The 24,817-nt window shown below is 69.5% G+C and carries 21 protein-coding genes, 1 tRNA gene and 1 pseudogene; 2 read left to right on the forward strand and 21 right to left on the reverse strand.

Translation table 11 applies throughout. The features are described 5' to 3' along the window. Window positions 1-363: 363 nt before the first annotated feature. The 14 genes and pseudogenes from tig to ACZ5KV_RS00710 form a co-directional block, all read right to left on the reverse strand. Window positions 364-1,662: pseudogene (gene tig, locus ACZ5KV_RS00645) on the reverse strand (trigger factor); the annotation flags it as partial. Window positions 1,663-1,721: 59 nt separating this feature from the next. Continuing rightward, window positions 1,722-1,806 (reverse strand) — tRNA-Leu (locus ACZ5KV_RS00650). Between the two features lie 304 nt (window positions 1,807-2,110). After that, entirely contained in the window at window positions 2,111-3,007 is an 897-nt protein-coding gene (gene thiD / locus ACZ5KV_RS00655) for a bifunctional hydroxymethylpyrimidine kinase/phosphomethylpyrimidine kinase (RefSeq protein WP_464240413.1), read from the reverse strand. Window positions 3,008-3,018: 11 nt separating this feature from the next. After that, a complete protein-coding gene (gene recD2, locus ACZ5KV_RS00660; RefSeq protein WP_464240414.1) occupies window positions 3,019-5,349 on the reverse strand; it encodes an SF1B family DNA helicase RecD2 in 2,331 nt (776 codons plus the stop codon). 30 nt (window positions 5,350-5,379) lie between these two features. After that, window positions 5,380-5,985: a recombination mediator RecR gene (gene recR, locus ACZ5KV_RS00665; RefSeq protein WP_464240415.1), complete on the reverse strand. Its 606-nt coding sequence runs from the start codon at window positions 5,983-5,985 to the stop codon at window positions 5,380-5,382. Between the two features lie 10 nt (window positions 5,986-5,995). Beyond that, window positions 5,996-6,307: a YbaB/EbfC family nucleoid-associated protein gene (locus tag ACZ5KV_RS00670; RefSeq protein ID WP_464240416.1), complete on the reverse strand. Its 312-nt coding sequence runs from the start codon at window positions 6,305-6,307 to the stop codon at window positions 5,996-5,998. Between the two features lie 3 nt (window positions 6,308-6,310). Continuing rightward, entirely contained in the window at window positions 6,311-8,281 is a 1,971-nt protein-coding gene (gene dnaX / locus ACZ5KV_RS00675; protein ID WP_464240417.1) for a DNA polymerase III subunit gamma/tau, read from the reverse strand. Between the two features lie 56 nt (window positions 8,282-8,337). After that, window positions 8,338-9,261: a branched-chain amino acid transaminase gene (locus ACZ5KV_RS00680; protein WP_464240418.1), complete on the reverse strand. Its 924-nt coding sequence runs from the start codon at window positions 9,259-9,261 to the stop codon at window positions 8,338-8,340. Window positions 9,262-9,457: 196 nt separating this feature from the next. Further along, complete coding sequence (der, locus tag ACZ5KV_RS00685) at window positions 9,458-11,092, reverse strand: ribosome biogenesis GTPase Der (RefSeq protein WP_464240419.1); 1,635 nt, start codon at window positions 11,090-11,092, stop codon at window positions 9,458-9,460. Window positions 11,093-11,239: 147 nt separating this feature from the next. Then, window positions 11,240-12,292 (reverse strand): S-methyl-5-thioribose-1-phosphate isomerase, encoded by a 1,053-nt coding sequence (mtnA, locus tag ACZ5KV_RS00690; protein WP_464240420.1) that lies wholly within the window; start codon window positions 12,290-12,292, stop codon window positions 11,240-11,242. 35 nt (window positions 12,293-12,327) lie between these two features. Continuing rightward, entirely contained in the window at window positions 12,328-13,758 is a 1,431-nt protein-coding gene (gene gatB, locus ACZ5KV_RS00695) for an Asp-tRNA(Asn)/Glu-tRNA(Gln) amidotransferase subunit GatB (protein ID WP_464240421.1), read from the reverse strand. A gap of 20 nt (window positions 13,759-13,778) precedes the next feature. Beyond that, window positions 13,779-14,489 carry a DUF4254 domain-containing protein gene (locus ACZ5KV_RS00700; RefSeq protein WP_464240422.1) on the reverse strand — a complete coding sequence of 237 codons (711 nt, stop codon included), beginning with the start codon at window positions 14,487-14,489 and terminating at the stop codon, window positions 13,779-13,781. After that, on the reverse strand, window positions 14,486-15,664 hold the full coding sequence (mltA, locus tag ACZ5KV_RS00705) for a murein transglycosylase A (RefSeq protein ID WP_464240423.1): 1,179 nt from the start codon (window positions 15,662-15,664) through the stop codon (window positions 14,486-14,488). Before mltA ends, ACZ5KV_RS00700 begins: the two co-directional genes overlap by 4 nt. Before the next feature lie 48 nt (window positions 15,665-15,712). After that, window positions 15,713-16,552 (reverse strand): NAD(+)/NADH kinase, encoded by an 840-nt coding sequence (locus ACZ5KV_RS00710; protein ID WP_464240424.1) that lies wholly within the window; start codon window positions 16,550-16,552, stop codon window positions 15,713-15,715. 220 nt (window positions 16,553-16,772) lie between these two features. On the opposite strand from ACZ5KV_RS00710, the gene ACZ5KV_RS00715 reads away from it, so the two are divergent. Together ACZ5KV_RS00715 and flgM are read left to right on the forward strand one after the other, a co-directional pair. Then, window positions 16,773-17,153, forward strand: coding sequence for a DVU0524 family FlgM-associated protein (locus tag ACZ5KV_RS00715; protein ID WP_464240425.1), 381 nt, complete (start codon window positions 16,773-16,775; stop codon window positions 17,151-17,153). Between the two features lie 25 nt (window positions 17,154-17,178). After that, window positions 17,179-17,481 (forward strand): flagellar biosynthesis anti-sigma factor FlgM, encoded by a 303-nt coding sequence (flgM, locus tag ACZ5KV_RS00720; protein WP_464240426.1) that lies wholly within the window; start codon window positions 17,179-17,181, stop codon window positions 17,479-17,481. Window positions 17,482-17,515: 34 nt separating this feature from the next. On the opposite strand, the gene fliW is transcribed toward flgM, so the two are convergent. Genes fliW through ACZ5KV_RS00755 form a run of 7 tightly spaced genes read right to left on the reverse strand, consistent with a single transcriptional unit; the run spans window position 17,516 to window position 24,817 of the window. Then, a complete protein-coding gene (gene fliW / locus ACZ5KV_RS00725; RefSeq protein ID WP_464240427.1) occupies window positions 17,516-18,019 on the reverse strand; it encodes a flagellar assembly protein FliW in 504 nt (167 codons plus the stop codon). Beyond that, entirely contained in the window at window positions 18,001-18,234 is a 234-nt protein-coding gene (csrA, locus tag ACZ5KV_RS00730) for a carbon storage regulator CsrA (protein WP_464240428.1), read from the reverse strand. Before csrA ends, fliW begins: the two co-directional genes overlap by 19 nt. 58 nt (window positions 18,235-18,292) lie before the next feature. Further along, entirely contained in the window at window positions 18,293-19,822 is a 1,530-nt protein-coding gene (locus ACZ5KV_RS00735) for a flagellin N-terminal helical domain-containing protein (RefSeq protein WP_464240429.1), read from the reverse strand. 12 nt (window positions 19,823-19,834) lie between these two features. Further along, on the reverse strand, window positions 19,835-21,955 hold the full coding sequence (gene flgK, locus ACZ5KV_RS00740; RefSeq protein ID WP_464240430.1) for a flagellar hook-associated protein FlgK: 2,121 nt from the start codon (window positions 21,953-21,955) through the stop codon (window positions 19,835-19,837). Continuing rightward, entirely contained in the window at window positions 21,956-22,432 is a 477-nt protein-coding gene (locus tag ACZ5KV_RS00745; protein WP_464240431.1) for a flagellar protein FlgN, read from the reverse strand. A 5-nt stretch (window positions 22,433-22,437) separates the two neighbouring features. Next, window positions 22,438-23,670: a peptidoglycan DD-metalloendopeptidase family protein gene (locus tag ACZ5KV_RS00750; protein WP_464240432.1), complete on the reverse strand. Its 1,233-nt coding sequence runs from the start codon at window positions 23,668-23,670 to the stop codon at window positions 22,438-22,440. Between the two features lies 1 nt (window position 23,671). Then, window positions 23,672-24,817, reverse strand: a complete 1,146-nt coding sequence (locus tag ACZ5KV_RS00755; RefSeq protein ID WP_464240433.1) for a flagellar basal body P-ring protein FlgI — start codon at window positions 24,815-24,817, stop codon at window positions 23,672-23,674.

Here is a 24,817-nt window from a genome sequence, read left to right on the forward strand (position 1 = left end):
CTGCGGACGCCTCGGGCCCATGAAACAGCATACGTCATGGGCCGTTGACGCGTCCAGCCTCAAAACGCGCGTGCCCGCTGGGCGCGGGCTGGGCCGGGCGCGGGCGCCCGAAGGAGACGGGGCGGGGCTCCGCTGCCGGAGCCCCGTCCTGCGAAAGGCTGGCTACTTCTCGGCCTTGTCCGCCTTGGGAGCGGCCTTCCTGGCCGGGGCCTTCTTCTCGGCGCCGTCGGCCTTGGCCTTGGCGGCGGGCTTTTTGGCGGGCTTGGCGGCCGTCTCGTCTTCGGCCTCCCCGGGCTCCTTGGCGGCCTTCTTGGCCGGGGCCTTGCGGGCGGGCTTGGCCGGGGCGGCCTCCCCGTCCTCATCGGCCTTGGCCTTGGGCGCGACCTCGTTCACCTTGGCGCTGGCGTAGATCCGGTCCACGGCCTTGTCGGCCAGCAGGCGGTCCTTGAGGGCGAACATGAGGTTGTGCTCCTCATAGTAGCGGCGCACGGTCTCGGGGTCCTGCTTGGTGCGGATAGCCTCCTGGAGCAGGAAGCGATCCACTTCCTCGTTGCTCACGGCCATGCCTTCCTTGGCGGCGACGGCCAGGAGCAGCATCTGGGTGCGGACCATCTCCTCGGCCTTGGGCCGGAACTCGTCCCGCAGCTCCTCCACGGTCTTGCCCAGGGCATCCAGGCGACGGCCCTGGCTCTCCACGCGCTGTTTGAAGTCGGCCAGAATCTGGGCCATGTGCTCCTCCACCACCATGGGCGGCAGGGGGAAGTCCACCTGGGCCAGGAGCTTGTCCACCAGCTTCTTCTGGGCGTCGGAGCGCACGAGGTTGCGGCGCGACTCCAGGTAGGAATTCTCGATGGCCTCGCGCATCATGGCCATGTCCTTGAAACCGCCCGCCTTCTTGGCGAAGGTGTCGTCCAGTTCGGGCAGGGCCTTGGCCTTGATCTCGTGCAGCTTCACGCGCAGGGTCACGGTGCGGCCCGCGAAATCGCGGTTGATGAAGTCCTCGGGGAAGGTGATCTCGTCCTCGCCGTTCTCCCCGGGCTTGAGCTTCTTCACGATGGCCTCGAACTCCGGCAGGGACTGGTTTTCGCCCAGCGCCATCTGGAAGCCGTTGGCCTTGATCTCGTCCACGGCCTTGCCGTCCTGCCAGGCCGAAAAGTCGACGACTACGATGTCGCCGTCCCGGGCGGTGCGGTCCTCGGTGACGGTGTGGACCTCGGCCAGGTTCTCGCGGATGCGGTCCACCACGGCCTCGATCTCGGCGGAATCGACCTCGGGCTTCTCCTGGTCCACCTCAAGGCCCATGTACTCGGGCACGTCGAAGGTCGGGGCGACCTCGAACTTCACGCTGTAGGTGAAGGCCTCGCCCCGCGCCAGGAGCCCGGCGTCCACGTCCAGGCGCGACATGGGCTGCACGCCCAGCTCGCCCATGATTTCATTCAGGTGGACATTGACCAGGTCGGTGGTGGCTTCCTCGACAATCTGCTGGCGGAAGCGGCTCTCCACGAGCTGCGAGGGCACCTTGCCCTTGCGGAAGCCCTTGATGTCCACCGTGGTGCGGTAGACGGCCACGGTGGCCTGGATGGCGGAGTCCACTTCCTCGACGGGAACGGTGACCACCACCTTGCGCTCGACGGGGGACAGTTCTTCGACCTTGTATTCCATTGTTCGGCTCCTTGTGCGTCTGCCTCGTTTTCAGAGGAAATCGTTGGCCAGCGCGGGCCTGGTGCAGGGGGAGGGACTCGAACCCTCAAGCCTTGCGGCACTGGCTCCTAAGACCAGCGTGTTTACCAATTCCACCACCCCTGCATGGCGCGAACCCGCCCCATCGCGGGTGCGGCGGGGCGGGGCCCCGGCGGGCGAAAAAAAAGAATCCGGGCGACGACGGCCCGCCCCGGGCCCGCGCCACTGGTGGCGCACGCCGCGACCCGGCACGCTCCGCCCCGCAAAAGGCCATGCAATAGCCACGCCGGGCGGGGGTGTCAATCGTCCCACGGTGCGCAGGCTAGAAACCCTATTTGCCCCGCTGTGTCAAGTCTGTGGCATCCGGCGCGGGCGCTGCGGCCCGGGGCCGGAGCCCTCGCCGGAGCCCTCGCCGGAACGGGAGCCCGGCCTACTCCCCCGCCCCGCCGCGCTCCGCCGCCAGGGCCGCGTCCAGCGGGTCGGCCCCACCCGCCAGCAGGGCCAGGGGCATGCCGTGGGCCACGGGCCCGGGCCCGTGGCCCGGGGCGAAGGCGTGACGCAGGCCCAGGTTCAGATAGCGCTGGGCGCGGGCAACGGCCTGGGCCAGCCCCAGGCCCTGGCCCAGGCCGGTGGCGATGGCCGCCGACAGGGTGCACCCCGTGCCGTGGGTATGGGCCGTGTCCACCCGGGGTTGGTCCAGGACCTGGAACGTCCCGTCGGCCAGCCCCAGCAGGTCGGCCATGCGCCCCGCCCCGGGGCCTTCCAGGTGCTCGCCCGCAAAGTGCCCGCCCTTGAGCAGCACGGCCCGGGCGCCCATGTCCAGCAGCCGTCCCACGGCCTCGCGCGCCGCCCCGGGGCTGGCGATCTCCATGCCCGCCAGCAGCTCGGCCTCGGGCCGGTTGGGCGTCAGCAGGTCCGCCAGGGGCAGCATCCGCCGCCGCAGGGCGTCCACGGCGTCCTCCTTCAGCAGGCGGTGCCCGCTCTGGCTGACGCACACCGGGTCCACCACCAGGGGAAAGGTCTTGTCCGCCAGCCCGTCGGCCACGGCGTGGACGATGGGCGCCGAGAAGAGCATCCCCGTCTTGGCCGCCGCCACGCGGAAGTCCTCCAGCACCGTGGCCAGTTGCAGGGCCACGAAGCCGGGCGTGGGAGCCTCGATGCCCGTGACGCCCCGGGAATTCTGGGCCGTGAGCGCGGTGATGACGCTCATGCCGTAGCCGCCGAGCATGGCGACGGCCTTCAGGTCGGCCTGGATGCCCGCTCCGCCGCCGGAGTCCGATCCGGCGATGGTCAGAATCTGCGCGGGCTGGCGCGTGGGTTGCGGCATGGCGTCCTCCCCTAGCGGTTGCACGCCGCCTGGAGGCGGTATTGCAGGTTGGTGTTGCGCTTGCGGCTGCCCGCGCGGCCCAGGCCGATGGCCATGGCCCGCGTGGGCCCGATGAGCACGGCCAGCTTCCGGGCCCGGGTCAGGCCGGTGTAGATCAGGTTGCGTTCGAGCATGATGTAATGCTGCGGCACCACGGGCATGATGATCGCCGGATACTCGCTGCCCTGGGATTTGTGCACCGACACGGCGTAGGCCGGGGCCAGTTCGTCCAGTTCGTGGGCCTCGTAGGCCACTTCGCGGCCGTCGAATTCCACCAGCAGTTCGCCCTCGGCGGGGTCCACCGCCGCGATCCAGCCCAGGTCGCCGTTGAACACGTCCTTGTCGTAGTCGTTGCGCAGTTGCAGCACGCGGTCGCCCTGGCGGAAGATGGTCTCCCCGCGCCGGATTTCACGGCCCTTGGGGTTCAGCCGGTCCTGAAGCAGGCGGTTGAGCACCTGGGTGCCCAGGGGGCCCTTGTGGATGGGCGTGAGCACCTGGATGTCGCGGCGCGGGTCCAGCCCATAGGCCCGGGGGATGCGCTCGGTGGCCAGATGCAGGATGTAGTCGCGGATGTCGCCGGGGTCCGACCGGCGGACCCAGAAGAAATCGTCCGCGGGCCCGGGGGGCTCGTTGTTTTCGGGCAGTTGGCCCGCGTTCACGCGGTGGGCGTTGGTGACGATGAGGCTCTCGCGGGCCTGGCGGAAGATGCGCGTGAGCACGGCGTGGGGCACGGCCTGGCTGGCCAGGATGTCGCCCAGGATGTTGCCCGGACCCACCGAAGGGAGCTGGTTCACGTCGCCGATGAGCACCAGACGGCAGGTCAGGGGCAGGGCCCGCAGCAGCGCGAGGAACAGCGCTTCGTCGAGCATGGAGGCCTCGTCCACCACCACGGCGGCGGCCTCGATCTTGTTGTCCTCCCCGAGCTGGAAGCCGCCCTCGGGGGAGTACTGCAACAGGCGGTGCAGGGTGGAGGCCGGATGGTCCGTGGCCTCGGCCAGCCGCTTGGCCGCCCGGCCCGTGGGTGCGGCCAGCTTGACCTTGAATTTGAGCGCCGTCAGCACGCTGACCAGGGTGCGCGTGATGGTCGTCTTGCCCGTGCCCGGGCCGCCGGTGATGACGAAAACCTTGTTTTCGCATCCGGCCAACACTGCCTCGCGCTGCTCGGCGGACAGCTCCACCTGCGCGGCCGCCTCGATGCCGGGCATGACTTTGCGGATGGCCGCCAAATCCATGGGCGTGGGGTGTTCGATCAGGTGGTACAGCCGCGTGGCCGTCTCGGTCTCGTGGCGGTAGAAATGCATGAGAAACACCGCGCGCGGCACGCCCTGGGCCGAAAGATCCTCGACCACCACGCGCTTGCGGTGCTCCAGGGCGGCCACGGCGGTGCGCACGGCCTCGGGCCCCGGGCCGCCCCCGGCGCCGGCAAGCTCCGGGTCGTCCTCCAGCAGCCAGGGCGGCGGGCCGTCCTCATCCGGCGGGCCCATGGCGGGCTCGCCCTCGCCGCCGTCGCCGGGCCCGGGGGGGCCATCGGCGGCGTCGGGGGGCGCCAGCACGCGCTCCCAGCCCGCGAGCAGGCCCAGCACATGGCGCACAAGCTCGTCCTCGGGCAGGAACAGGTGGCCCTTCTCGCTGGCGGCGAACAGGGCGTAGATCACCCCGGCCTCGACGCGCTGGGGCGCGTCCGGCGAAAAGCCCAGGCGCAGGGCCATGCCGTCGGCGGTGCGAAAGCCCACGCCACGGATCTCGTAGGCCAGTTCATAGGGATTTTCGCGCAGTTTGGCCTCGGCCCCGCTGCCGTAGCGCTGCCAGATGCGCGCCGCATGGGTCGGCGACACCTGATGCGATTGCAGGAAGATCATCAGGTTGCGCGCCTCGTGCTGCCCGGCCCAGGACTCGCGGATGGCCGCGAGCTTCTTGCGGCCCAGGCCCTCGACTTCCAGCAGGCGCTCGGGCTCCTGGTCCAGCACGTCCAGCACCGTGGCCCCGAAATGGTCCACCAGCCGGGCGGCGAGCTTGGGGCCGATGCCGCGCACGTTGCCCGAGGAGAGATAGCGGCGGATGCCGTTAATGGTCGCGGGCATGGCCTGCTGGGCCACGTGGACCTCGAACTGGCGCCCGAACTTGGGGTGCTCCACCCAGCGGCCCGTGAGGTCGAGCATCTCGCCGGGGCAGACCTGGGCCATGGTGCCGACCACGGTCACGTCCCCGGCCTCGCCCCGGGCGCGGACCCGGGCCACGGTGTAGCCGTTGGCCGGGTTGTGGTAGACCACGCTCTTGACTTCGGCTTTCAGGGTCTCGGACATGCTCTCCCGCCGGGGCGCGCCGGGGCGGCGCTACAGGTCCTGGCGGAACCGCAGCGACTGGCGCAGGGTCTCGCGGTCCACGAACTTGACCTCGGCGCCCAGGGGGATGCCCTGGGCCAGGCGGCTGACGCGCACGGCGGGGTGTGCGCGGGCCACGAGATCCTTGATGAAACTGGCCGTGGTTTCGGCCTCCAGGGTCGTGCCCAGGGCCAGGATGACCTCCGTCACCCGGCCCTCGGCCAGCCGCGCCCGCAGCCGGGGGATTTCCAGGTTCTGGGAGGTCACGTTCTCCAGCGGAGCCAGAAGCCCGCCGAGGACCAGATAGCGGCCCTTGTAGAATCCGCCGTCCTCGATGGCCAGCAGGCTGTCCCACTCGGCCACGACCATGAGCTGCGAGCCGTCGCGGGCCGGATCGGCGCAGATGCAGCAGGGGTTGCAGTCCGACAGGCTGGCGCAGCGGTCGCAGAAGAACAGCCGCTCGCGCAGGTCCAGAATGCTCCGGCCCAGGGCCTGGGCCTTGGGCAGGGGCCATTTGAGCAGCTCGAGGGCCGCGCGCAGGGCCGATTTCGGCCCCAGGCCCGGCAGCCGCGAGAGCTGGTCAACCACCGCCTTGAGCGGCTCGGGAAGCTGCTGCACGCCGAGGCTCCTAGAACATGCCCGGGATGTTGACGCCGCCGGTGATGCTCTTCATTTCGGCCTCGGCGGTTTCCTTGCCCTTCTTCACGGCCTCGTTGACGGCGGCCAGCACCAGGTCCTGAAGCATCTCCACGTCGTTGGGGTCCACGCAGGCCGGGTCGATGCGGATGGCGCGCACCTCGCCCGCGCAGGTGGCCGTGACGCTGACCATGCCGCCCCCGGCGCTGGCCTCCACCTCGCGCTCCTTCATCTCGGTCTGGAGCTTCTCCATCTTCTTGTGCATCATCTGCGCCTGACGCATCAGGTCGTTCATGCCACGCATGGCTTATTCTCCATCGGTTTCTGTTTGTTGCGTGTCGGGTTCGTCCGCAACGACGACCTCGGGCGGACGCGCTTCCACGAACCCGGCCTCGAAGGCGTCCATGACGGACAGCACCAGCGGATGGGCCTTGGCCAGGGATTCCATGTCCCTGCGGTTCGACTGCGACCGCTCGGGAATCTGGAACTCGATGGCCGTTTCCGGCCCGAAATAGTCGTTCACCAGGGCCGTCAGCGCCGCAAAGGCCTCGCCGCGGCGAATCTGGTTGCAGTGCATCTGGCTGCGGCATTCCAGGGTCAGCACGCCCTCGGCGAATTGCGCTTCGGCCTGCATCAGGCCGTTCACGCCCCGCCCGGTGCGTTCCTGCACCGCCTGGGCGAACTGGCGGAACCCTGCCCAGGAGCGCGGCCCTTCGGGCAGAGGCACGCCGTGCCCGGCCACCGAAGGCGCGGGCGCGGTGCGATGCGCAGCACGCGGGTGCGCCGGGGGCAGCCCCCGGGAGGGCTCGGGCGCCGGAGGCTCAAGATCGGGAGCCCCGGGGGCGGCGTCGGCCATTTCGGCGCGCCATGCGTCGGGGTCCGCGTCCGGCGTGGCCGGGGGTGCGGCGCGGTGTGCGGGCTCAGGCGCCTGCTCCTGGCCCGGCCCCGGCAGCATGCCCGGGGCGGCGCCTGGGTCCGTGTCGTCGGCTTCGGCATCCTCCGCGGCAGCGCTGGAGGCGGCGTGCGACGCGCTCGCGGCCTCGCGGTTGCGCGCGGCGCCGTGCGGCGCGGCTCCGGCCCGGGGCGGAGCCGGGGCGCCCTGCCCTCCCCCCGCGTGCCCTGCCGCAGGGGCGGCAGGACCGGCAGGCGCGGCGCCCGTGCGGGCGATGTCGCCCAGGGGCAGCAGCCGGGGCAGGCAGGCCAGGTTGAGCAGCAGCAATTCCAGGGCCAGGGCCGGTTCCAGGCTGCCCTTGACCCGTTGCTGGCCCTCCAGGGTCAACTGCCAGCAGGCGTGGACGTGGGTCGGGTCGAAGCGCCGGGTCCACTCCATCCACTGCGCGGCTTCGTCCTCGCCGATATCCAGCACGGCCAGGGCTGCCTCGCCCGACTGGCCCAGCAGGAACAGCGTGCGCCAGCATTCCGTGAGTTCGCGTAAAAAGAAGCCCAGATCCAGCCCCTGGTCCAGAATCTCGCGCAGAATGGTCGAGACGCCCAGGCAATCGCGGCCGTGGATGGCCTCCAGCAGCCGAAAAAGAATGTCGCGCCCGGCCAGCCCGAGCACCTGGCGCACGTCGGCGCTGGTCAGCCGCTGCCCGCCCAGGGCCAGCACCTGCCCCAGCAGGGACATGGCGTCGCGCACGCTGCCCGCCCCGCGCCGGGCCAACAGAGCCACGGCGTCGGCGTCGTAGGCCAGCCCTTCGGCCTTGAGCAGCCCGGCCAGATGCTCTTCCAGTTCCTTCTGCCCCAGGCGCTGGAAGGTATAATGCTGGCAGCGGCTGATGATGGTCGCCGGAAAGCGGTGCGGCTCGGTGGTGGCCATGATGAACGTGGCGTGGGCCGGGGGCTCTTCCAGGGTCTTCAACAGGGCGTTGAAGGCGCCCTTGGAGAGCATGTGCGCCTCGTCGATGATGAAGACCTTGTAGCGGCAGTCGATGGGCGCGAAACCCACGTCCTCCTTGAGGGAGCGCACGTTGTCCACGCCGGTGTGCGAGGCGCCGTCGATCTCCATCACGTCCACGGCGGCACCGGCCTGGATCTGGCGGCAATGGGCGCACTGGTTGCAGGGCTCGGCGGCCGGGCCCTGCTCGCAGTTCAGCGCCTTGGCGAAGATGCGCGCGATGGTCGTCTTGCCCACGCCGCGCGTGCCGCTGAACAGATAGGCCGGAGCCACGGCGCCCGTGGCCGCCGCACGCGAAAGGATGGTCTTGATGACCTCTTGCCCGGCGACTTCGGAAAAGCGCTGCGGGCGGTACTTGTGGGTCAGGTGGGTCTGGCTCATGCGGGGCCCTGCCCCGCGCCGGGCCCGGGAGGGGCGCGGCGCGGGGCGGATGCGGTCTAGATGTCGTACCTGTCGAGCCAGGCGTCGTACTTGGGGTTCTCGCCCTTGACGATCTTGAAGTACTCGCGCTGGATGTGTTTGGCCACGTCGCCGGCCTTGCCCGCGCCGATGGTCCGGCGGTCCACCTCGCGGATGGGCGTGACCTCGGCGGCGGTGCCGCAGAAGAAGGCCTCGTCGGCGCTGTACAGCTCGTCGCGGGTGAAGCGCTCCTCGATGACCTCGTAGCCCAGATCCTTGGCCAGGGCGATGATCGAGTCGCGGGTCAGGCCGTCGAGCACGGAGGTCAGCGGCGTGGTCTTGAGCTTGCCGCGGCGCACGATGAAGATGTTCTCTCCCGAGGCTTCGGAGACGTAGCCTTCGGTGTCGAGCATCAGGGCTTCGTGGTAGCCGTCGGCCACGGCCTCGCGCTTGGCCAGGATGGAGTTGCAGTAGTTGCCCACGGTCTTGGCCTTGGTCATCATCACGTTCACGTGGTGGCGGGTGAAGGTGGAGGTCTTCACTCGGATGCCCTTCTCCAGGGCTTCCTCGCCCAGGTAGGCGCCCCAGGGCCAGGTGGCGATGATGGTCTGGATGGGGTTGTCGCCGGGGTTCACGCCCATGACGCCCGCGCCGATGAAGGACAGCGGCCGGATGTAGCCCTCGGCCAGCTTGTTGGCCTTCAGCGTGGCGATGACCGCGTCGCAGATCTCCTCTTCGGTGAAGGGAATCTTCATTTCCATGATCTTCGCCGAATTGAAATGGCGGTGGATGTGCTCCTTCAGGCGGTAGACGGCCGAGCCGCCCCCGGCAAGCTTGTAGGCGCGGATGCCCTCGAACACGCCACAGCCGTAGTGCAGGGTGTGGGTCAGGACGTGGACCTGGGCCTGATCCCACGGCACGAGCTTGCCGTCGAACCAGATGCTTTCGGCTTTCTGGACCATGGTGGAGACTCCCTCGGGGATGAAGAGTTGAGCGCCGGGACGACCCGGCCCCGGGTCGCCCCCGGTCCGCCCCGGCTCTTTCGGGCCCTGCGGAACCGGGCGTGGTATGGGCGCGCGGCGTGACGGACGAAGGTAAGAAAAACCCCGGGTGAGGTCAAGGCGGCAAGGCGGCGAAAGGCGCCCCGGGCTTGGCGCCCTACCCGCGCCCGCCCTTGCCGCCGCCTTTGGCGCCACCCTTGCCCGCGCCCGCCTTGCGCGCACCGGATTTGCCGCCGCCGGGCTTGCGGGCGATGCCCTTGGCCGGGGTGCGGCCCTTGGGCTTGGCGGGCCGGGGGCGGGGGGCGTCGGCCCCGGGCTTGCCCTTGGTCGCGGGCGCCGGGGCGCCCTTGGCGGCCGGAGCGGCGCCGCCCTCGGGCGCGGGGCCGAGCTTGGTGGATTTCTGGCGCGGCTTGGGCGCGCGGCGCGGCTCGGGGGCCGGGCGGCGCGGCTTGGTCGTGGTGGTTTTCTTCTCGTGGCTGGCGCGGAAATGCACGGCCATGGGCGCCATGCTCAGGCCCACGAACTTACGCAACTGCTTTTCGAGATAGCGCTGATAGGATTCCTTCACCAGCTCGGGATCGTTGACGAAAAACACGAATGTCGGCGGCAGGGTCGCGGCCTGGGTCAGATAATAGAACTTGGCCCGGCGGCGCTTGATGAGCGGCGGCTGGTGGCGCTCGATGGCCTCCTGCATGATGCGGTTCAACTCGCCCGTGCCCACGCGCAGGGAGCACTCGGCCCAGATCTTCTCGGCCAGGGGCAGCAGCCCGCCCAGGCCCGCCCGGGTCAGGGCGCTGGTGTAGACGATGGGCACGTGGCCGACCATGGCCAGTTCCTTGGCGTAGTGCTCGCGCAGGGCGGTCATGGTGTCTTTGGGCAGCAGGTCCGTCTTGTTCACGGCCACGATGAACGGCGTCTTCTCGCGGTCCAGGAACTCGATGAGCCGCTTGTCCTGGTGCGACATGGCCTGCATGCCGTCCACCACCAGCACGGCCACCTGGGCCTTGGCGCTGCTCTTCAGGCTGCGCAGCACCGAGAAGCGCTCCAGGGCGTCCTCGATGCGCGTGCGCCGCCGGACCCCGGCGGTGTCCACAAACGTGTAGGTCCGTCCGCCGCGCTCGAAGGTCACGTCCACGCTGTCGCGGGTGGTGCCCGCCTCGTCGGAGACGATGAGCCGCCGCTCGCCCAGGATGGCGTTGATGATCGACGACTTGCCCGCGTTGGGCCGCCCGAGCATGGCGATGCGCAGGCCCCGGGCCTCGGGGTCCATCTGCGGCTCGGCGGAGTCGATGCCGTGCTCGTCCAGAAAACGCTCCAGGCGCTCCACCAGGGCCGGGACGCCATGGCCGTGCTCGGCGCTGACGCAGAGCATTTCCAGGCCCAGGGCGTGGAACTCGGCGGCCACGCTCTCCTGCTCGCCGCCGTCCACCTTGTTGGCCACCAGCAGCACCGGCCGCCCGCTCTGGCGCAGCTCGCGGGCCACCTGGGCGTCCACCGGGGTCAGGCCCTCGCGGGCGTCGACCACCAGCAGCACGGCCTGGGCCTCGGCCAGGGCCTCGGCGGCCTGCTCCTCGATGGCCCGCTCGATGTCCACGTTGGACTCGGGCACGAGCCCGCCGGTGTCCACCAGAGTGAAGGGCCGCCCGCTCTGAGGCCGCACCACGCCGTGGATGCGGTCGCGCGTGACCCCGGGCATGTCGTGGGTGAGGGCCTTGTTGCGGCGCAGCAGGCGGTTGAACAGCGTGGACTTGCCGACGTTGGGCCGTCCGATGATGGCGATGGTTGCGAGCATGATTGTCCGTATAGCGTAGATTTGCAGGGAGTGGAACAGAAAGGCGCGGGCCGCGCCCGGCCCCGGCAGCGGGGGGCTCCGGGGCGGCCCGTGGTGCTATCCCGATTCGCCGCCGCGCGCAAGGGGGCGGCGGACGGCGCCGGGCATTCAGCGCCCGGCCAGGGCCGCCGCGATGCTTTCCTTGTACGGCGGCCGGAGAATCCCCACCTCGGTGACGATGCCCGCGATGAGCGCCGCCGGGGTCGGGTCGAAGGCCATGTTGTAGACCTCCACGCCGTCGGGCACGATCTGCGTGGCGCCCACGTGGGTCACCTCGCGCGGGGTGCGGTCCTCGATGGGGATGGCGTCGCCGTCGGGGGTGGCGGGGTCGATGGTCGACAGCGGCGCCGCCACGTAGAACGGCACGCCGAAATGCTGCGCCAGGATGGCCACGCCCATGGTGCCGATCTTGTTGGCCGCGTCGCCGTTGGCCGCGATGCGGTCCGCGCCGACCACGACCTTCTGGACCAGCCCCTTTTTCATCAGCAGGGCGCAGGCGTTGTCGCAGGCGACCTTGACGGGGATGCCGTCCTTGGCCAGCTCCCAGGCCGTGAGCCGCGCGCCCTGGAGAAAGGGCCGCGTTTCGTTGGCGATGACGCGGATGTTGCGCTTGCCCGCGTCCCACGCGCCGCGAATGACGCCCAGGGCCGTGCCGTAGTCCGCCGTGGCCAGGGCGCCCGCGTTGCAGTGGGTCATCACCGTGTCGCCGTCGTCGATGACCGCGGCGCCCACGGCGCCCAGGCGGCGACAGAAGCGCTTGTCTTCCTCGTGAATCTCCTTGGCCAGGGCCAGCCAGGAGGCGCACAGGGCCTCGATGCCTTGCTCCGGCTCCCAGGCCGCGCGCATGCGCCGCACGGCCCAGGCCAGGTTCACCGCCGTGGGCCGGGCGTTTTCCAGGTCCGTCAGCAGGGCGTCCAGGCACGGGCGCCAGTCCTGCTCCGCCGTCCCCGCCGTGGCGGCGGCCTCGCGCGCGGCCAGCCAGCAGCCGTAGGCCGCCGTCACGCCGATGGCCGGAGCCCCGCGCACGACCATGGTTTGCAGGGCATAGATGGTGCTGGCCGTGTCCGTGCAGTAAAACCAGTCCTCGCGCACGGGAAGCATGCGCTGATCCAGCAGTTCCAGGCGGGCCTGGGCGTCGTTGAAGCGGATATGCCAATCCACGGGAACCTCGGTGCGGTTGGGGTCGGCCCGGGGCGTCAGCCCAGGCGGGCGGCGATGATTTCGTTCAGCAGCTTGGCGTTGGCCTGGCCCTTGGTCGCGCGCATGACCTGACCCACGAAAAAGCCCATGAGCTTGGTCTTGCCCGCGCGGTAGGCCTCGACCTCGGCCGGGTTGGCGGCCAGCACGGCGTCCACCGCGGCCTCCAGGGCTCCGCTGTCCGACACCTGGGCCAGGCCGTGCTCGCGGGCATAGGCCTCGGGGTCGCCGCCCTCGGCGAACAGGGCCGCGAACATGTCGCGCCCGCTCTTCTGGCTCACGGCGCCCTCCTCGACCATGCGCACGATGGCCGCGAAGCCCTCGGGGGCCAGGGCGCAGTCGGCCACGGCGGCCCCGGTGTCGTTCAGGCGGCGCAGCATCTCGGAGAGCATCCAGTTGGCGACCTTGCGCGGCTCGGCGTAGGCCGCCACGGCGGCCTCGAAGTAATCGGACAGGGCGCGCTCGGCGGTCAGCGCGGCGGCGGCCTCGGCGGGCAGGCCGAGGTCGGCCTCGAAACGCGCCCGCCGCGCGGCGGGCAGCTCGGGCAGGGCCGCGCCCAGAGCGTCGATCATGGCCTGGGGAATCTCCACCGGCAGCAGGTCCGGGTCGGGATAATAGCGGTAGTCGTGGGCCTCCTCCTTGCCGCGCATGGCGTGGGTCACGCCCTTGTCGGCGTCGAACAGCCGCGTCTGCTGCACCACGGCGCCGCCGTCGGCCAGCAGGTCCTCCTGGCGGGTGATCTCGTAGGCGATGGCCCGGCGCACGTTGCGGAACGAGTTCATGTTCTTGAGCTCCGTGCGCGTGCCGAACTCCGCCTGCCCCACGGGGCGGATGGAGACGTTGGCGTCGCAGCGGAAGGAGCCCTCCTCCATGTTGCCGTCGCAGATGCCCAGCCAGGTCACGATGCCGTGCAGGGCGCGCAGGTAGGCTTCGGCCTCCTCGGGGCTGCGCATGTCCGGCTCGCTGACGATCTCGATGAGCGGGGTGCCCGCGCGGTTCAGGTCCACGAACGAGGCATTGTCGGCCTGGGAGTGGATGCTCTTGCCCGCGTCGTTCTCCATGTGGATGCGCGTGATGCCCACGGTCCTCGGCCCGGTGCCCGCGTCGATGGTCACGGCGCCGCCCTCGGCCAGGGGCAGGTCGAACTGCGAAATCTGGTAGCCCAGGGGCAGGTCGGGGTAGAAATAGTTCTTGCGCGCGAAAACGTTGCGGGCGTTCACGCGGCAGCCCACGGCCAGGGCCATCATGGTCGCGTATTCCACGGCCCGGGCGTTGAGCACGGGCAGCGTGCCGGGCATGCCGGTGCACACGGGGCAGACGTTGGTGTTCGGCTCCTGGCCGAAGCGCGTGGAGCACGAGCAGAAGAGCTTGGACTCGGTGCGCAACTGGGCGTGGACTTCCAGGCCGATGACGGCTTCGTAGACGGGCATGGCGGCGCTTCCTTGCCGCCCTAGGCGCCCCGGCGGGCGTAGAGGGCGGGGTTCAGGGCGGGGTCGTTGTACATCTTGAACTGATAATAGACCTTGGGCCGACGCAGGCCCCGGGCGTAGTCGTCCAGAAGCTCCAGCACGGCCCGGGTCAGGTCGTCGCGCTGCTCGCGCAACACGGCCAGCTTGCGGGCGCAGGCCTCGCGGTGGGCGGCGTCCGCGTCGTCGCGCCGGGCCTGCTCGTCCATGTGGTGGATCTTCAGGGCGATGATGGACAGCCGGTCCAGGGCCATGCCCACGGTCTCGGTGTTGTGGCGCGCCGGGGTTCCCTCGGGGATGAACGGTGTTACCAAAGCCACGAGGCAGGCGTCCACCCTTTCGATGAGGTCGTTGCGGCGCTGGTTCAGGCCGTCGATGCGCCGCTTGCAGTCGGCGATGACCTCGGGGCCCACGTCGGTGCGTCGGGCCTCGTCCTCCACGTGCCACAGCCGGAAGTTGGCCAGATGCTGCCCGGCGGCCAGGGCGCGCAGCACGGCGAGATCCGCCGCCGGGGCGGGCTCGGCGCCGGGCCCGGCATCGGGGGGCTCGGCCGCGTGCCACTCGGCCACCAGGGGGCCCTGGACCTCGATGAGCGCCCGCACGCAGGCCGCAAGGGCGGCGAAATCCACCGCCGGGCCCGGGCCGGGGGCGCAGGCGGTGCAGGAAGTCGGGGCCGTCGGGGAAGTCGGGGTCATGGCAGCACCTCGCGGCTGACGAGCAGATGGACGGTGGCCGGGTCCTTGATGTGCCCGGCCAGGAATTCGACATCGGGGCCGTCGCCGCAGTAGTAGTCGAGCCGGTGGCCCTTGATGGCGCCGCCGGTGTCCTGGGCCAGGGCCAGCCCGGCCACGCGCAGGGCCGGGCCGCCGGGGGCCTCGGGCGGCAGGACGGCCTCCAGGGCCAGTACCGCGCCCAGGGGCACAAGTCCCGGGTCTGTAGCGACGCTGACGCGCGGCGTCAACAGTTTCCCCATGGCCCCGTAAGGCCCGGAGTCTCCCAGGCGGAAGAAGACGTAGCTCGGGTTGGTGGCCAGCAGTTCGTCCATCCGCTCCGGGTGGGCCGCCAGGAATTCGCGGATGACCTTCATGCTCATGCCCTCGGCCGGGGCCAGCCCGCGCTCGATGAGCACCTTGCCCAGGCTCACGTATTGATGGCCGTTCTTGCCGTCGTAGAGCACGTGGCGCACGCTGCCGTCGGGAAAGCGCAGGATGCCCGAGCCCTGGATATGCAGGAAAAAGGCGTCCACGGGGTCATGTATCCAGGCCAGTTCCAGGCCGCGTCCGGCCAGGGCCCCGCCCTGGTCGATGGCCTCGCGCGTGGGCAGGGGCGCCACCCGCCCGTCCACGATGCGGTACGTCAGGCGCTGCCCGGCCCAGCGCGGGTGGAACTGCCCGAGGTCCGCCTCCTGCGACTCCGGCGGGCGGGCGTAGAGCGGGTGAACGTGCCGCTCGTCGGCCACGGGGCTGGCGTCCAGGTGCGGGGCGTAGTAGCCGGTCATGAGCGGCCGGGGGGCCAGCCGCAGCCAGGTGAAGCGCCGGGCCAGCAGCCCGGGGTCGGCGTCCAGTTCCGGCAGGCTGGCCAGCAGGGTTTCCAGGGTCCGGCCCAGGTCGCCCCAGGTCAGGGCCAGCCCGTCCTGGCGCACGACCACCGCGTCCTGCGGCTTGACGCGCACGTACTGGAGGCTGCGTTCCAGGGCCGGGGCCAGTTCCGCCCAGGAACCCAGCCCCTGGGACGCAGGGGCCAGCTCCCGGGCCACGCCGCGCGCGGCGCCGTCGTCCAGGCGGGTCCAGGTCCGGGTCGGGCCGCAGGCGGCCAGAGCCGCCAACAGGGCCAGGGCAGCCAAAATCACGACGCAGCGGCGCGGGGTCATGGTTCCATCCAGGTGTTGCGGTTGCGCCGGGGGCCCGGGCGGGCGCGGCTATTCGATGACGCCCTTGGCCCGCAGGCGCGAAACGTAGGTGGTGATGCCCGCATCGGCCAGCTTCATGCCCGCCGGGGAGCGGCGCACGAGCACCTCGTCCCCGGCGCGCAGGGCGAAGGCGCCCTGCCCGTCCAGGGTCAGGAAGACCTCGGTGCCCGCGTCGCGCACGGCGATGCGCAGCTCAGCCGCGCCCGGCAGGACCATCGGCTTGAAATTGCTGAGAAACGGACAGATGGGCGTCACGGTGAACACCGCCAGGGACGGATGCACGATGGGCCCGCCCGAGGAGATGGAATAGGCCGTGGACCCCGTGGGCGTGGCCACCACCAGCCCGTCGGCCCGCAGGTGCCCCAGGTCCTCGCCGTCCAGGGCCAGGGACAGGTGCAGCAGCCGGGCCAGGGCGCCGCGGTTGACCACCAGATCGTTGACCACCGCCCCCGAGGCCGCCACGACGCCGTCGCGCAGCACCTCCCAGGCCAGCCCCAGGCGCTCGCACCACGGCACGCCCCGGTCCAGCAGCCGGGCCAGGGGTTCCCGCCAGCCCTCGGGAGTCAGTTCGGTCAAAAAGCCCAGCCGCCCGAGGTTCAGCCCGAGCAGCGGCGCGCGCCCGGCCACCTCGCGGGCCACGCTGATCATGGTCCCGTCGCCACCGAGCACGAGCACGAGGTCGCAGCCGTCCACGGGCAGGCCCGGGCCGCCCTGCCCGGCCCGGTGTTCGGCCACGCGGGCGCTCTCGCCCCGGGTGCGCAGCCAGTGGGCGATGGTTTCGGCCAGGGCCGGAGCCTGGGCATGGCCTGCCTTGGTGACGAGCAGAACGGTCTTTGGTATCGTGGACATGGGTTCCTTCTCTAGCTCATGGCGGGGAGCAATTCAAGGCGCCGGGGGCCACCCCGGAAAGGGCGGCGCAGAAATAGATGCGCCCGCCAGCAGTTTCCGGACAATCGGCCCGAAAGCGGCAAAATCGACCCCGACCCCTAAAGAAAGTACCCGCCCCTGCCGATAAGTCTTGCGAGAGGAAACCGCTTTGAGCGCAGCACGCCCGTTGGAAACGCAGAGAATGCTCCGGACCTACGCCCGTCAAATGACGAGCGCGCGCCGCTTGGCGCGGTTCCGGCGCTCCTTCACCGAGGTGGACGAAGAGACCGCCACCCTGCGTCAGGCCAAGCGGCGGCTGCTGGTGGAGCAAGTTTCCAGGGAGATCGTTGAAAATCTTGTCGTCACCGGGAGCGAGAACCCGACCGTCCAGTCCATCCTGAGCAGCCTGAACCGCGAATTCGGGGAGCAGTTCCAGTTCCAATACCCGCCCGCTGCCATCGATCTGCAAGTGTTCAGGATGACGGACCAAGGCGCCCGGGAGGTCACCGGCGCCGAGAAACAGGCCGTGTTCAAGCGGCTGTGGGAGATCACCCTGGACAAGGTGAGCGACACGATGCTCTGAGGACTCGGGGCAGGGGAGCAAGACAATGGCAATGGAAATCACAGGGCTCATCGGCAGCCTCAAGGGCTACGGCCAGGTGGACAAGCCCGAACCGTCCTCGCGCAAGGAAAAGGGCGCCAAGGCCTCGTCCGGACAGGGCGACTCCGTCACCCTGTCCGGCGAGGCCAGGCTCTTCGGCAGCGCCATGAGCGCGGCCCAGCAGGCCCCGGACGTGCGCCGCCAGAAGGTCGAGGAACTCAAGGCCCTGGTGGAGTCGGGCCAGTACCAGCCCGACATCCGCAAGACCGCGGCCAAGATCGTCGAGGAAGACCTCGAACTGCTGCTGTAGCCGGGCCCGGCCCGGTTCCGGCTCCGGAAGCCGCCTAGCCCCCCGCCCGACCGGCCAGGGGCTCGGCGGCTTCCCGCGTTTCCGGCGCCTGCGTCTGGGCGCCGACCAGGAAGCGACTGGGGTGCTTGGAGTCCACCTGCGGCACCTGGAGCCCGATGCGCGCCTCGTGGTTGACCAGGATCGGCCCCATGAGGTTCAGCGCCGTCTCCTCGGGCCGGCCCTTGGGGATGCTCACCGTGACGAGCACCGCGAGCTGGCGGATGTTGTCGAGTTTCAGGATTTTCTGCTCCGCCGTGCCCAGCTTCACGTTGTAGTCGACGATGAAGCAGAACGGGTCGGCCACCATGAGCCCGAGTTCGGGGCGTTCCAGGCTTTGCAGGATGAGGAAGGGGGAATCCTGGCGCAATTGCAGCAGCGTGAATTCCTTGCAGTCCTCGAAACCGATGAGCCCACGGGGGAAGCGGATCACCCGGTCCATGTCCACAGCCAGGTTGCCCAGACGGGTCTGCACCTTCTGCGTTATTTCTCTTTTTGCCATAACCGTGTCGCCGCCAGGAGATCCTGGTCCGTGAGTTGAAGGGCCAGCTTGTTTTGTTCCTGCACCCGCAGGTAGACCTCCTCCCGGTAGACGGGCATGTCGTCGGGCACTTCCAGCCCGATCTTGATCTGCTTGCCCTGTACCGAGAGCACCGTGAGTTTTATGTCGTCCCCGAGGTAGATGCTCTCCCCGGGTCGCCGTGTCAGTATGAGCATCGCGTATCCATCGCCTTCCTTGCTTGCGTGCCGTTTGCGCCCGCGTCCTGCGTGCGCGCTACATGAAGTTCGCCAGACTCAGACGCATGACCATCGACGAGGACCGCAGCACGGTCTCGTAGACGATCTGCTGGTTGGCGAGCTTGGTCATCAGTTCCGCCAGGTCCGCGTCCTCCACCTCGGACATGCGTTCCTTCTCGTTGAGCTGCATGGTCTCCAGGACGCCGTCGGCCACCAGGAGCCGGTTTTCCAGGGCGCCCACCCGGGCGGCATTGTTCATCAGGTGCTGCCCGATGGGCGTGATGGCCGCCAGAACCTCGCCGCATCCCTGCTGGTTGTTGGTTTCCAGGTAGCCGACCAGCTTGCCGATCTCGTCGAACATGTTCACCCCGTCGGGCAGGCCGGAAACCATGGAAGTCTGCCCGGTGACGGGGTCGGTGTAGATGCCGCCGAAGATGTCCTTGCCCACGTTGTTGATGGGCAGGTTCTCCCCGGGGGAAATTTCCAGGGAAATGCTCGCCGTGTGCGGGCGGATGACGAACTGCTCGCCCGCGGCCAGCAGGTTGCCGCCGCCGGAGTCGGACAGGGTCATGGTCCCGCCGGGCACGACCAGGGTCAGGTTCGCCGGGTCGCCCGAGCCGTCGGTGGACAGCCCCGTGACCCAGTTGGCCCCGCCGTCCAGGCTGTAGGAATAGTGCACCGGGTTGCCGTCCAGGGTGGTGTCGTTGTCGATGCGCACGGTGATGTTCTTGTCGAACAGGCCGTTTGCCGTGACATCCAGATTGCTGGAGCCGAGCTTGTCGACCACCAGACTGTCGTTGTCGTCGCCCTGGTAGATGGCCGTGGGCCGGACCCAGAGCCAGGTGCCGTTGCCCGTGCTGCCGCTCACGGCGGGGTCGTGCTGGGTCACCGCCGTTCCGGCCTCGAGGTCGAGCTGCACCGAGCCCAGGTCGAGCTGGGTGTCGCCCGCGGCAAGCGTGCCGTTGACGAAAGTGTCGCCGCCGTCGGTGGAATACTCGTAGGTCAGGGCGTCGGTGCCCACGGTGCCCGCCGAGGTGAAGCGCACGAGCACGGTGCTCTGCGCGGCCCCGGTGATGGTGAAGTTCGTGCCCGCCGTGGAGCCGTCGTTGTCCGTGACCCACAGAGCCTGCTCGTAGGCCTTGGTGTCGGTCTTGTGGCCGGCGAAAATGTACTTGTCCTCGTACTGGGTATTGGACAGTACCACCAGCTCCTCGTAGAGCTGGCGCGCCTCGTAGCTGACCTGGCTGCGGTTGTCGGCGCTGACGTTGCCCGTGGAGGTCTGCTCGGCCAGCACGCGCAGGCGGGTCAGGATTTCCTCCATGCGCGTCAGTTTGTTGTCGGCCAGGCTGAGCCAACCCTTGGCAGTGCTCACGTTGGCGCGATACTGGTCCAGCGCCGCCAGGGTGTCGCGGTGGCCGAGCACGCGGGCCATGCCCACGGGGTTGTCCGAAGGCTTGTTGATGACCTTCTGCGTGGCGGCCTGGATGTTCAGCTCCATCAGTTCGGAGAGGGAACCGTTCAGGTTCCCGATGTACATGTTGAACCTGTTGGAGTGGGTCACGCGCATGGCTGTCTCCGCCTAGTTCTTGATGCCCAGGAGGGTTTGGAGCATCCGGTCCGCCGCCGAGATGAGCTTGGCCGCCGCGGTGTAGGAGTGCTGGTACTTGATGAGGCTGCTCATTTCCTCGTCCAGGCTCACGCCCGCCGTCTCCTGCTGGCGCGACTCCAGGTCCGTGGCCAGGGCCTCGTTGTACTCGTAGTTGAACTGCGCCGTGGACGTGTCGCCGCCCACGCTGGTCACGATGCTGTTGAAATACTTGGCCAGGGTCTGGCTGGTCGGCCGTTCGGAGTTGGTGTTGATGGCCACGGCCTTGTCCTTGAGGGCGGCGATGGCGCCGGCCGTCGTATTGTCGCCCGTATTGATCTCGCCCGCGCCGTTGACGTGCCCGGTGGCGATGAAGTCCAGGTCCGACTGGACCATGGTGGTCAGCTCGATGTCCGCCGCCGTGGTGCCGTCGAAGAACGTGTTCAGGCCGAGCCCCGCCGCCAGGCCCGCCGTGTCCGTGCCGAAGGCGTACTCGTAGCCGTTTTCGGCCGTCAGGCGCAGGCGGTTGTTCACGATGTCGGCGGTGACGTAGGTGCCCCAGGTGTTGTTCACGGCGTCGGCCACGTCTTCCAGGGAATGCACGGAAGGGTCGAACATGGCCCCGCCGCCGAAATCCAGCGGCCCGAAGGACGCCCCCGAGGCCAGTTCCCCGGTGCTGGAATCGTAGAAGAACATCTGCATGTTGCCCTGCTGGAGCCGGTCGGCCCAGACCAGGCCGGAGCTGTTGCTGCCCAGGGGCGCGGAGGTCGAGTCCACCGCGTAGGTGCCGACCATGTTGACGTGGTTCTGGGCGCCCGCGCCCTGGCTGTGCAGCCGGTTGACCTCCCAAACAAAGGACTTGGCGAAGCCGTCGAGCTTGTCCACGTAGCTGCCGATGTTCTCGTCGCGGAACTGGAAATAGCCCGCCAGGCTGCCGCCGGTGAGCCGCCGGGTGTTGTCGGCCCCGTTGGCGTACTGCTGCGGGGTGATGTTCATCGGCGTGGAGGTCGTCTTGTACCAGTACAGGCCCTTCTTGGGCACGATGGTGAAGCTGTCGCCCTCCACGAGGGTGCCTGCGGGGTCGGCCCCGGCGTCGGCCTTGTCGCCGAACCAGATGTTCAGGTCGCCGATGCGCATCTTGCCCTCGTCGGGCCGCGCGGCGAAGTGCATCTCGTTGCCGTCGTCGTCGGTCATCCAGGTCTTGCCGCCGTCCAGCGACACGCGGAACTGCGCCGCCGTGCCGCCCAGGGCCACGTCGCCGGGCTGGACCACTTCGAGGGTGTATTCGAAATCGTCGCCGCCCTCGAAATACACGTCGCCGTCGAAGCTCGACCCTCCGGTCAGCTCCTGGGCGCTCTTGGGGCTCTCGAAGGCCAGCTTGTAGGTCTGCACGCCGTCGACCAGCACGTGCCCGGCCTTGGTCATGACCGTGAATTCGCCCCCGCCGTTGTCCACGTAGTCCACGTCCAGGTAGCCCGCCAGTTCGCGCACGAGCTGGTCGCGCCGGTCGTAGAGGCTGTTGGCGTTGTTCTGCCCGGGCACGTCGGAGGTCTGGATCTGGAGGTTGACCTCGGCGATCTGCTTGATGATGTCGTTGGCCGTGTCCACTTCCTGGGCGATGAACTCGTCCATCTGGACCTGCATGCGGCGCATGTCGTCGGCCACGGTGTGGATGGCCGAGAGCAGGGTCTGGCTGTTGCCGAGCAGCGCCTCGCGCGAGGCGTTCAGTTCGGGGTGGGAGGCCAGGTCCTGCCAGTCCTGCCAGAACTGGGCGATGGAGGCGTTGATGCCCTCGGTCTGGCTTTCGTTGAACAGGCTGTCGAGGGCGCGCATGTTCTGGTACACGGCGTCCCAGCGGCGCTGGGTGGACACCTTGTCCACGTACTGCTGCTCCACGAAGGAGTTGAAATAGCGGATGACCTCGACGGTCTTGACCCCGGTGCCGATCTGGCCCGGGGTGCGGTCCAGGGCGTACTGCTCCTCCAGGCGCACGGCCTGGCGGGCGTAGCCCGGGGTGTTGACGTTGGCGATGTTGTTGCCCGCGACGCTGATGGCCGTCTGCGAGGCGAACAACGCGCCCTTGCCGATGTCGAGGATCGTGTTCAGCCCGGCCATCTACGACCTCCCGCGGAACAGGGCGGCCTCGGGATGGCTTGAGGACACGCGGCCCCGTTGCGAATAGGTGGCGTTGCCCTTGGGCTGGATCTGCTTGTGCAGGAAGTCGAGCATGTTGCGGCTCTGGTCCGCCAAGGCCATGGCCAGATGCGAATTCTTTTCGGCCTGCACGGCGCAGCGCTGCTCCAGGGCGTCCACGCGCTCCATGACCTCGGCCAGGAGCGCCCCGGCCTCGCCCCGGGCCGCCAGCACGTCCTTGAGCGACCGCGCCCCGGGCACGGTGGCCTTGACCACCGCGCGCAGGGCCACGCGTTCGGCGGCCAACTGGCGCAAAAGCTCCTGGATGGAGAATTCGCAGCCCGTGACGGCCTTGGGATCGCGCCCCGTCAGCAGGGAAAATTCTTCCTGCAACAACTCGAGGAGCACCGCGAGCCCCTTCTCCTGCCGCCCCACGTTCTCCATCAGCTTTTCGAACATCGCCCCTACTCCGGCATGCTGGCAGTTGTCCCGGAAAGCCCGGCCTGCAATCGTTCCATAACCTCAAGGGGATTTTCCGCCCTGTCTTCGCGCCTGACTTCGAAGTGCAGGTGGGCATCCGAGGTCCTTCCCGTCGTGCCCACTTCTGCAATTTTGCTGCCAGCGGTCACGGTCTGGCCCTCGGAGACCAGGTTGGCCCGGTTGTGGCCATAGTAGCTGCGCCATCCGCCGGGATGTTCGAGAATGACCATGTTGCCGAAACGGCCCCGCTGCCCGGCAAAAACTACCTTGCCGTCCCAGCAGGCGGCCACCGGGTCGCCCTCGGCGGCGGCGATGTCCAGGCCGGAATGCCACTGCTGGGCGCCGGTGACCGCATCCGTCCGCCAGCCGTAGCCGGAAACGACCTCGCCCTGCACGGGCCAGTGCATGCCTCCGGGCGCGGCGGCCGCGGCCGGAGCAGCGGAAACGGTGGAAGCGGCGGCGGGGGCGGCCCCGGGCGCAACGGCGGCTTCGGTCGGAGCCGCGCCTTCGTCGGCGGGCGCGGAGACGGCTTCAGCGGAGGCGGCGGCGGGAATCACCGGCCCGAAGGTCGCGACGGTGGCCGGAGCGCCCTCTCCGCTCTCCAGGCGGATGCGCGTGGCCAGGGCCGTGACCTGCTGCATGATCTGCGGCCCGCTGCTCACGCCGTCGCGCAGGGTGGGGTCGATGTCCAGCAGCGGATCGAAGCGCGGCTCGGTGCGCGGAGCCAGGGGAATGCGCCGGTCGCTGGCGTCCAGGGGCCGCAGGGCCTCGGCTTCGGCTAGGCTCTTCACATCCGCCGCGCCGTTCAGGGAAATGGGCGAGGCGTGCAGCGGGCTCAGGGCCGCGTCGGGCCGCGACGCCGCGCCGCCCGCCGAGCGCGTGAGCTGCTCGCGCAGTTCGCGGTGCAGCATGTCGCCCAGGCCGATGCCCCCGGCCCCGGCCATCTTCCTGGACAGCTCCTCGTCGAACATGGAGAGGTACATTTCCTCTTCGCGACTGTGCAGGTAGCCTTCCTGGGGCACGGTCTGGCGCATCTGCTTCCAGAGCTGCTGGATGAACATGGCCTCGAAGCCCTGGGTGGCCTCGCGCAGCTTCTTCTCTTCCTGCCCGGCGGGCACCAGGCCCGCGCGCACGCGGTCCATGGCCAGCTTCTGGCGCACCTCGTCGGTCCGGGTCTGATCCAGGGCGGCCTGGGCGTCGATCTTGGGAGCCAGCATGCTACATGACCTCCAGTTCCGCGTGCAGCGCGCCTGCGGTCTTGAGGCTCTTGAGGATGGAAATCAGGTCGCGCGGGGTGGCGCCGATGGAATTCAGCCCGTCGATAAGCTCCTGCAGGGTCGCGCCCTCCATCATCACCAGCCGGTTCTGCTCCTCGGCGACGTTCACGTTGGTCTGCGGGGTGGCCACGGTCTGCCCGGAGCTGAAGGGCCCGGGCTGGGACACGTCGGCGCTTTCCTGGACCACGATCTGCAGGTTGCCGTGGGCCACGGCCACGCGCGTCAGGCGCACGTTGCGGCCCAGAACCACCGTGCCGGTCTTCTCGTCCACGACCACCCGGGCCTTGCCGTCGGGAGTGACTTCCAGGTTCTCCAGGCTGGCCATGAGCGGCACGAGGTTGCCCCGGAACTCCTGGGGCACGGCCAGACGGATGGTCGTGATGTCGTCGGCGCGGGCGAAGTCCTGGCCGAGGGTGTTGTTGATGGAATCCACCACGTTCATGGTCGTGCTGAAATCGGCCACGTTCATGTTCAGGGTCAGTTCGTCCTGGGCGTTGTACTGGAAGGGCACGCCCCGCTCCACCGTGGCGCCGTTGGGCACGGTGCCCACGGTGGTGATGTTCTTCTGGGCCGTGGCGGCCGCGCCTTCGGCCGACACGCCGCCCAGGGCCAGGGGCCCCTGGGCCAGGGCGTAGACGTTGCCGTCCACCCCGCGCATGGGCGTGAGCAGGAGCACGCCGCCGAGCAGGCTCTGGGAGTCGCCCAGAGACGAGACGGTCACGTCCAGGTTCGTGCCGGGCCGTGCGGAAACGGGCATCTTGGCCGTGACCATCACCGCGGCCACGTTCTTGGGCTTGAGCTTGCTCTTGTCCACGGCCACGCCCATCTTCTCCAGCATGCTGGCCACGGACTGCACGGTGAACTGCGAGCCGGTCTTGTCGCCGGTGCCCGACAGGCCGACCACCAGCCCGTAGCCCACGAGCTGGTTGGAGCGCACGCCGCCGAAAGTGGCCACGTCCTTGAGGCGCACGGCCCAGGCGCCGGCGGGCAAAAGCACCAGCACGGCCAGGGCCAGGGCCGCCAGACGGACCACGCAGTGGCCGGAGCGGGCGGGACGCGGGGCGCGGAGCAGCGAAACGATGGACAT

Source organism: Desulfocurvus thunnarius (assembly GCF_055390965.1).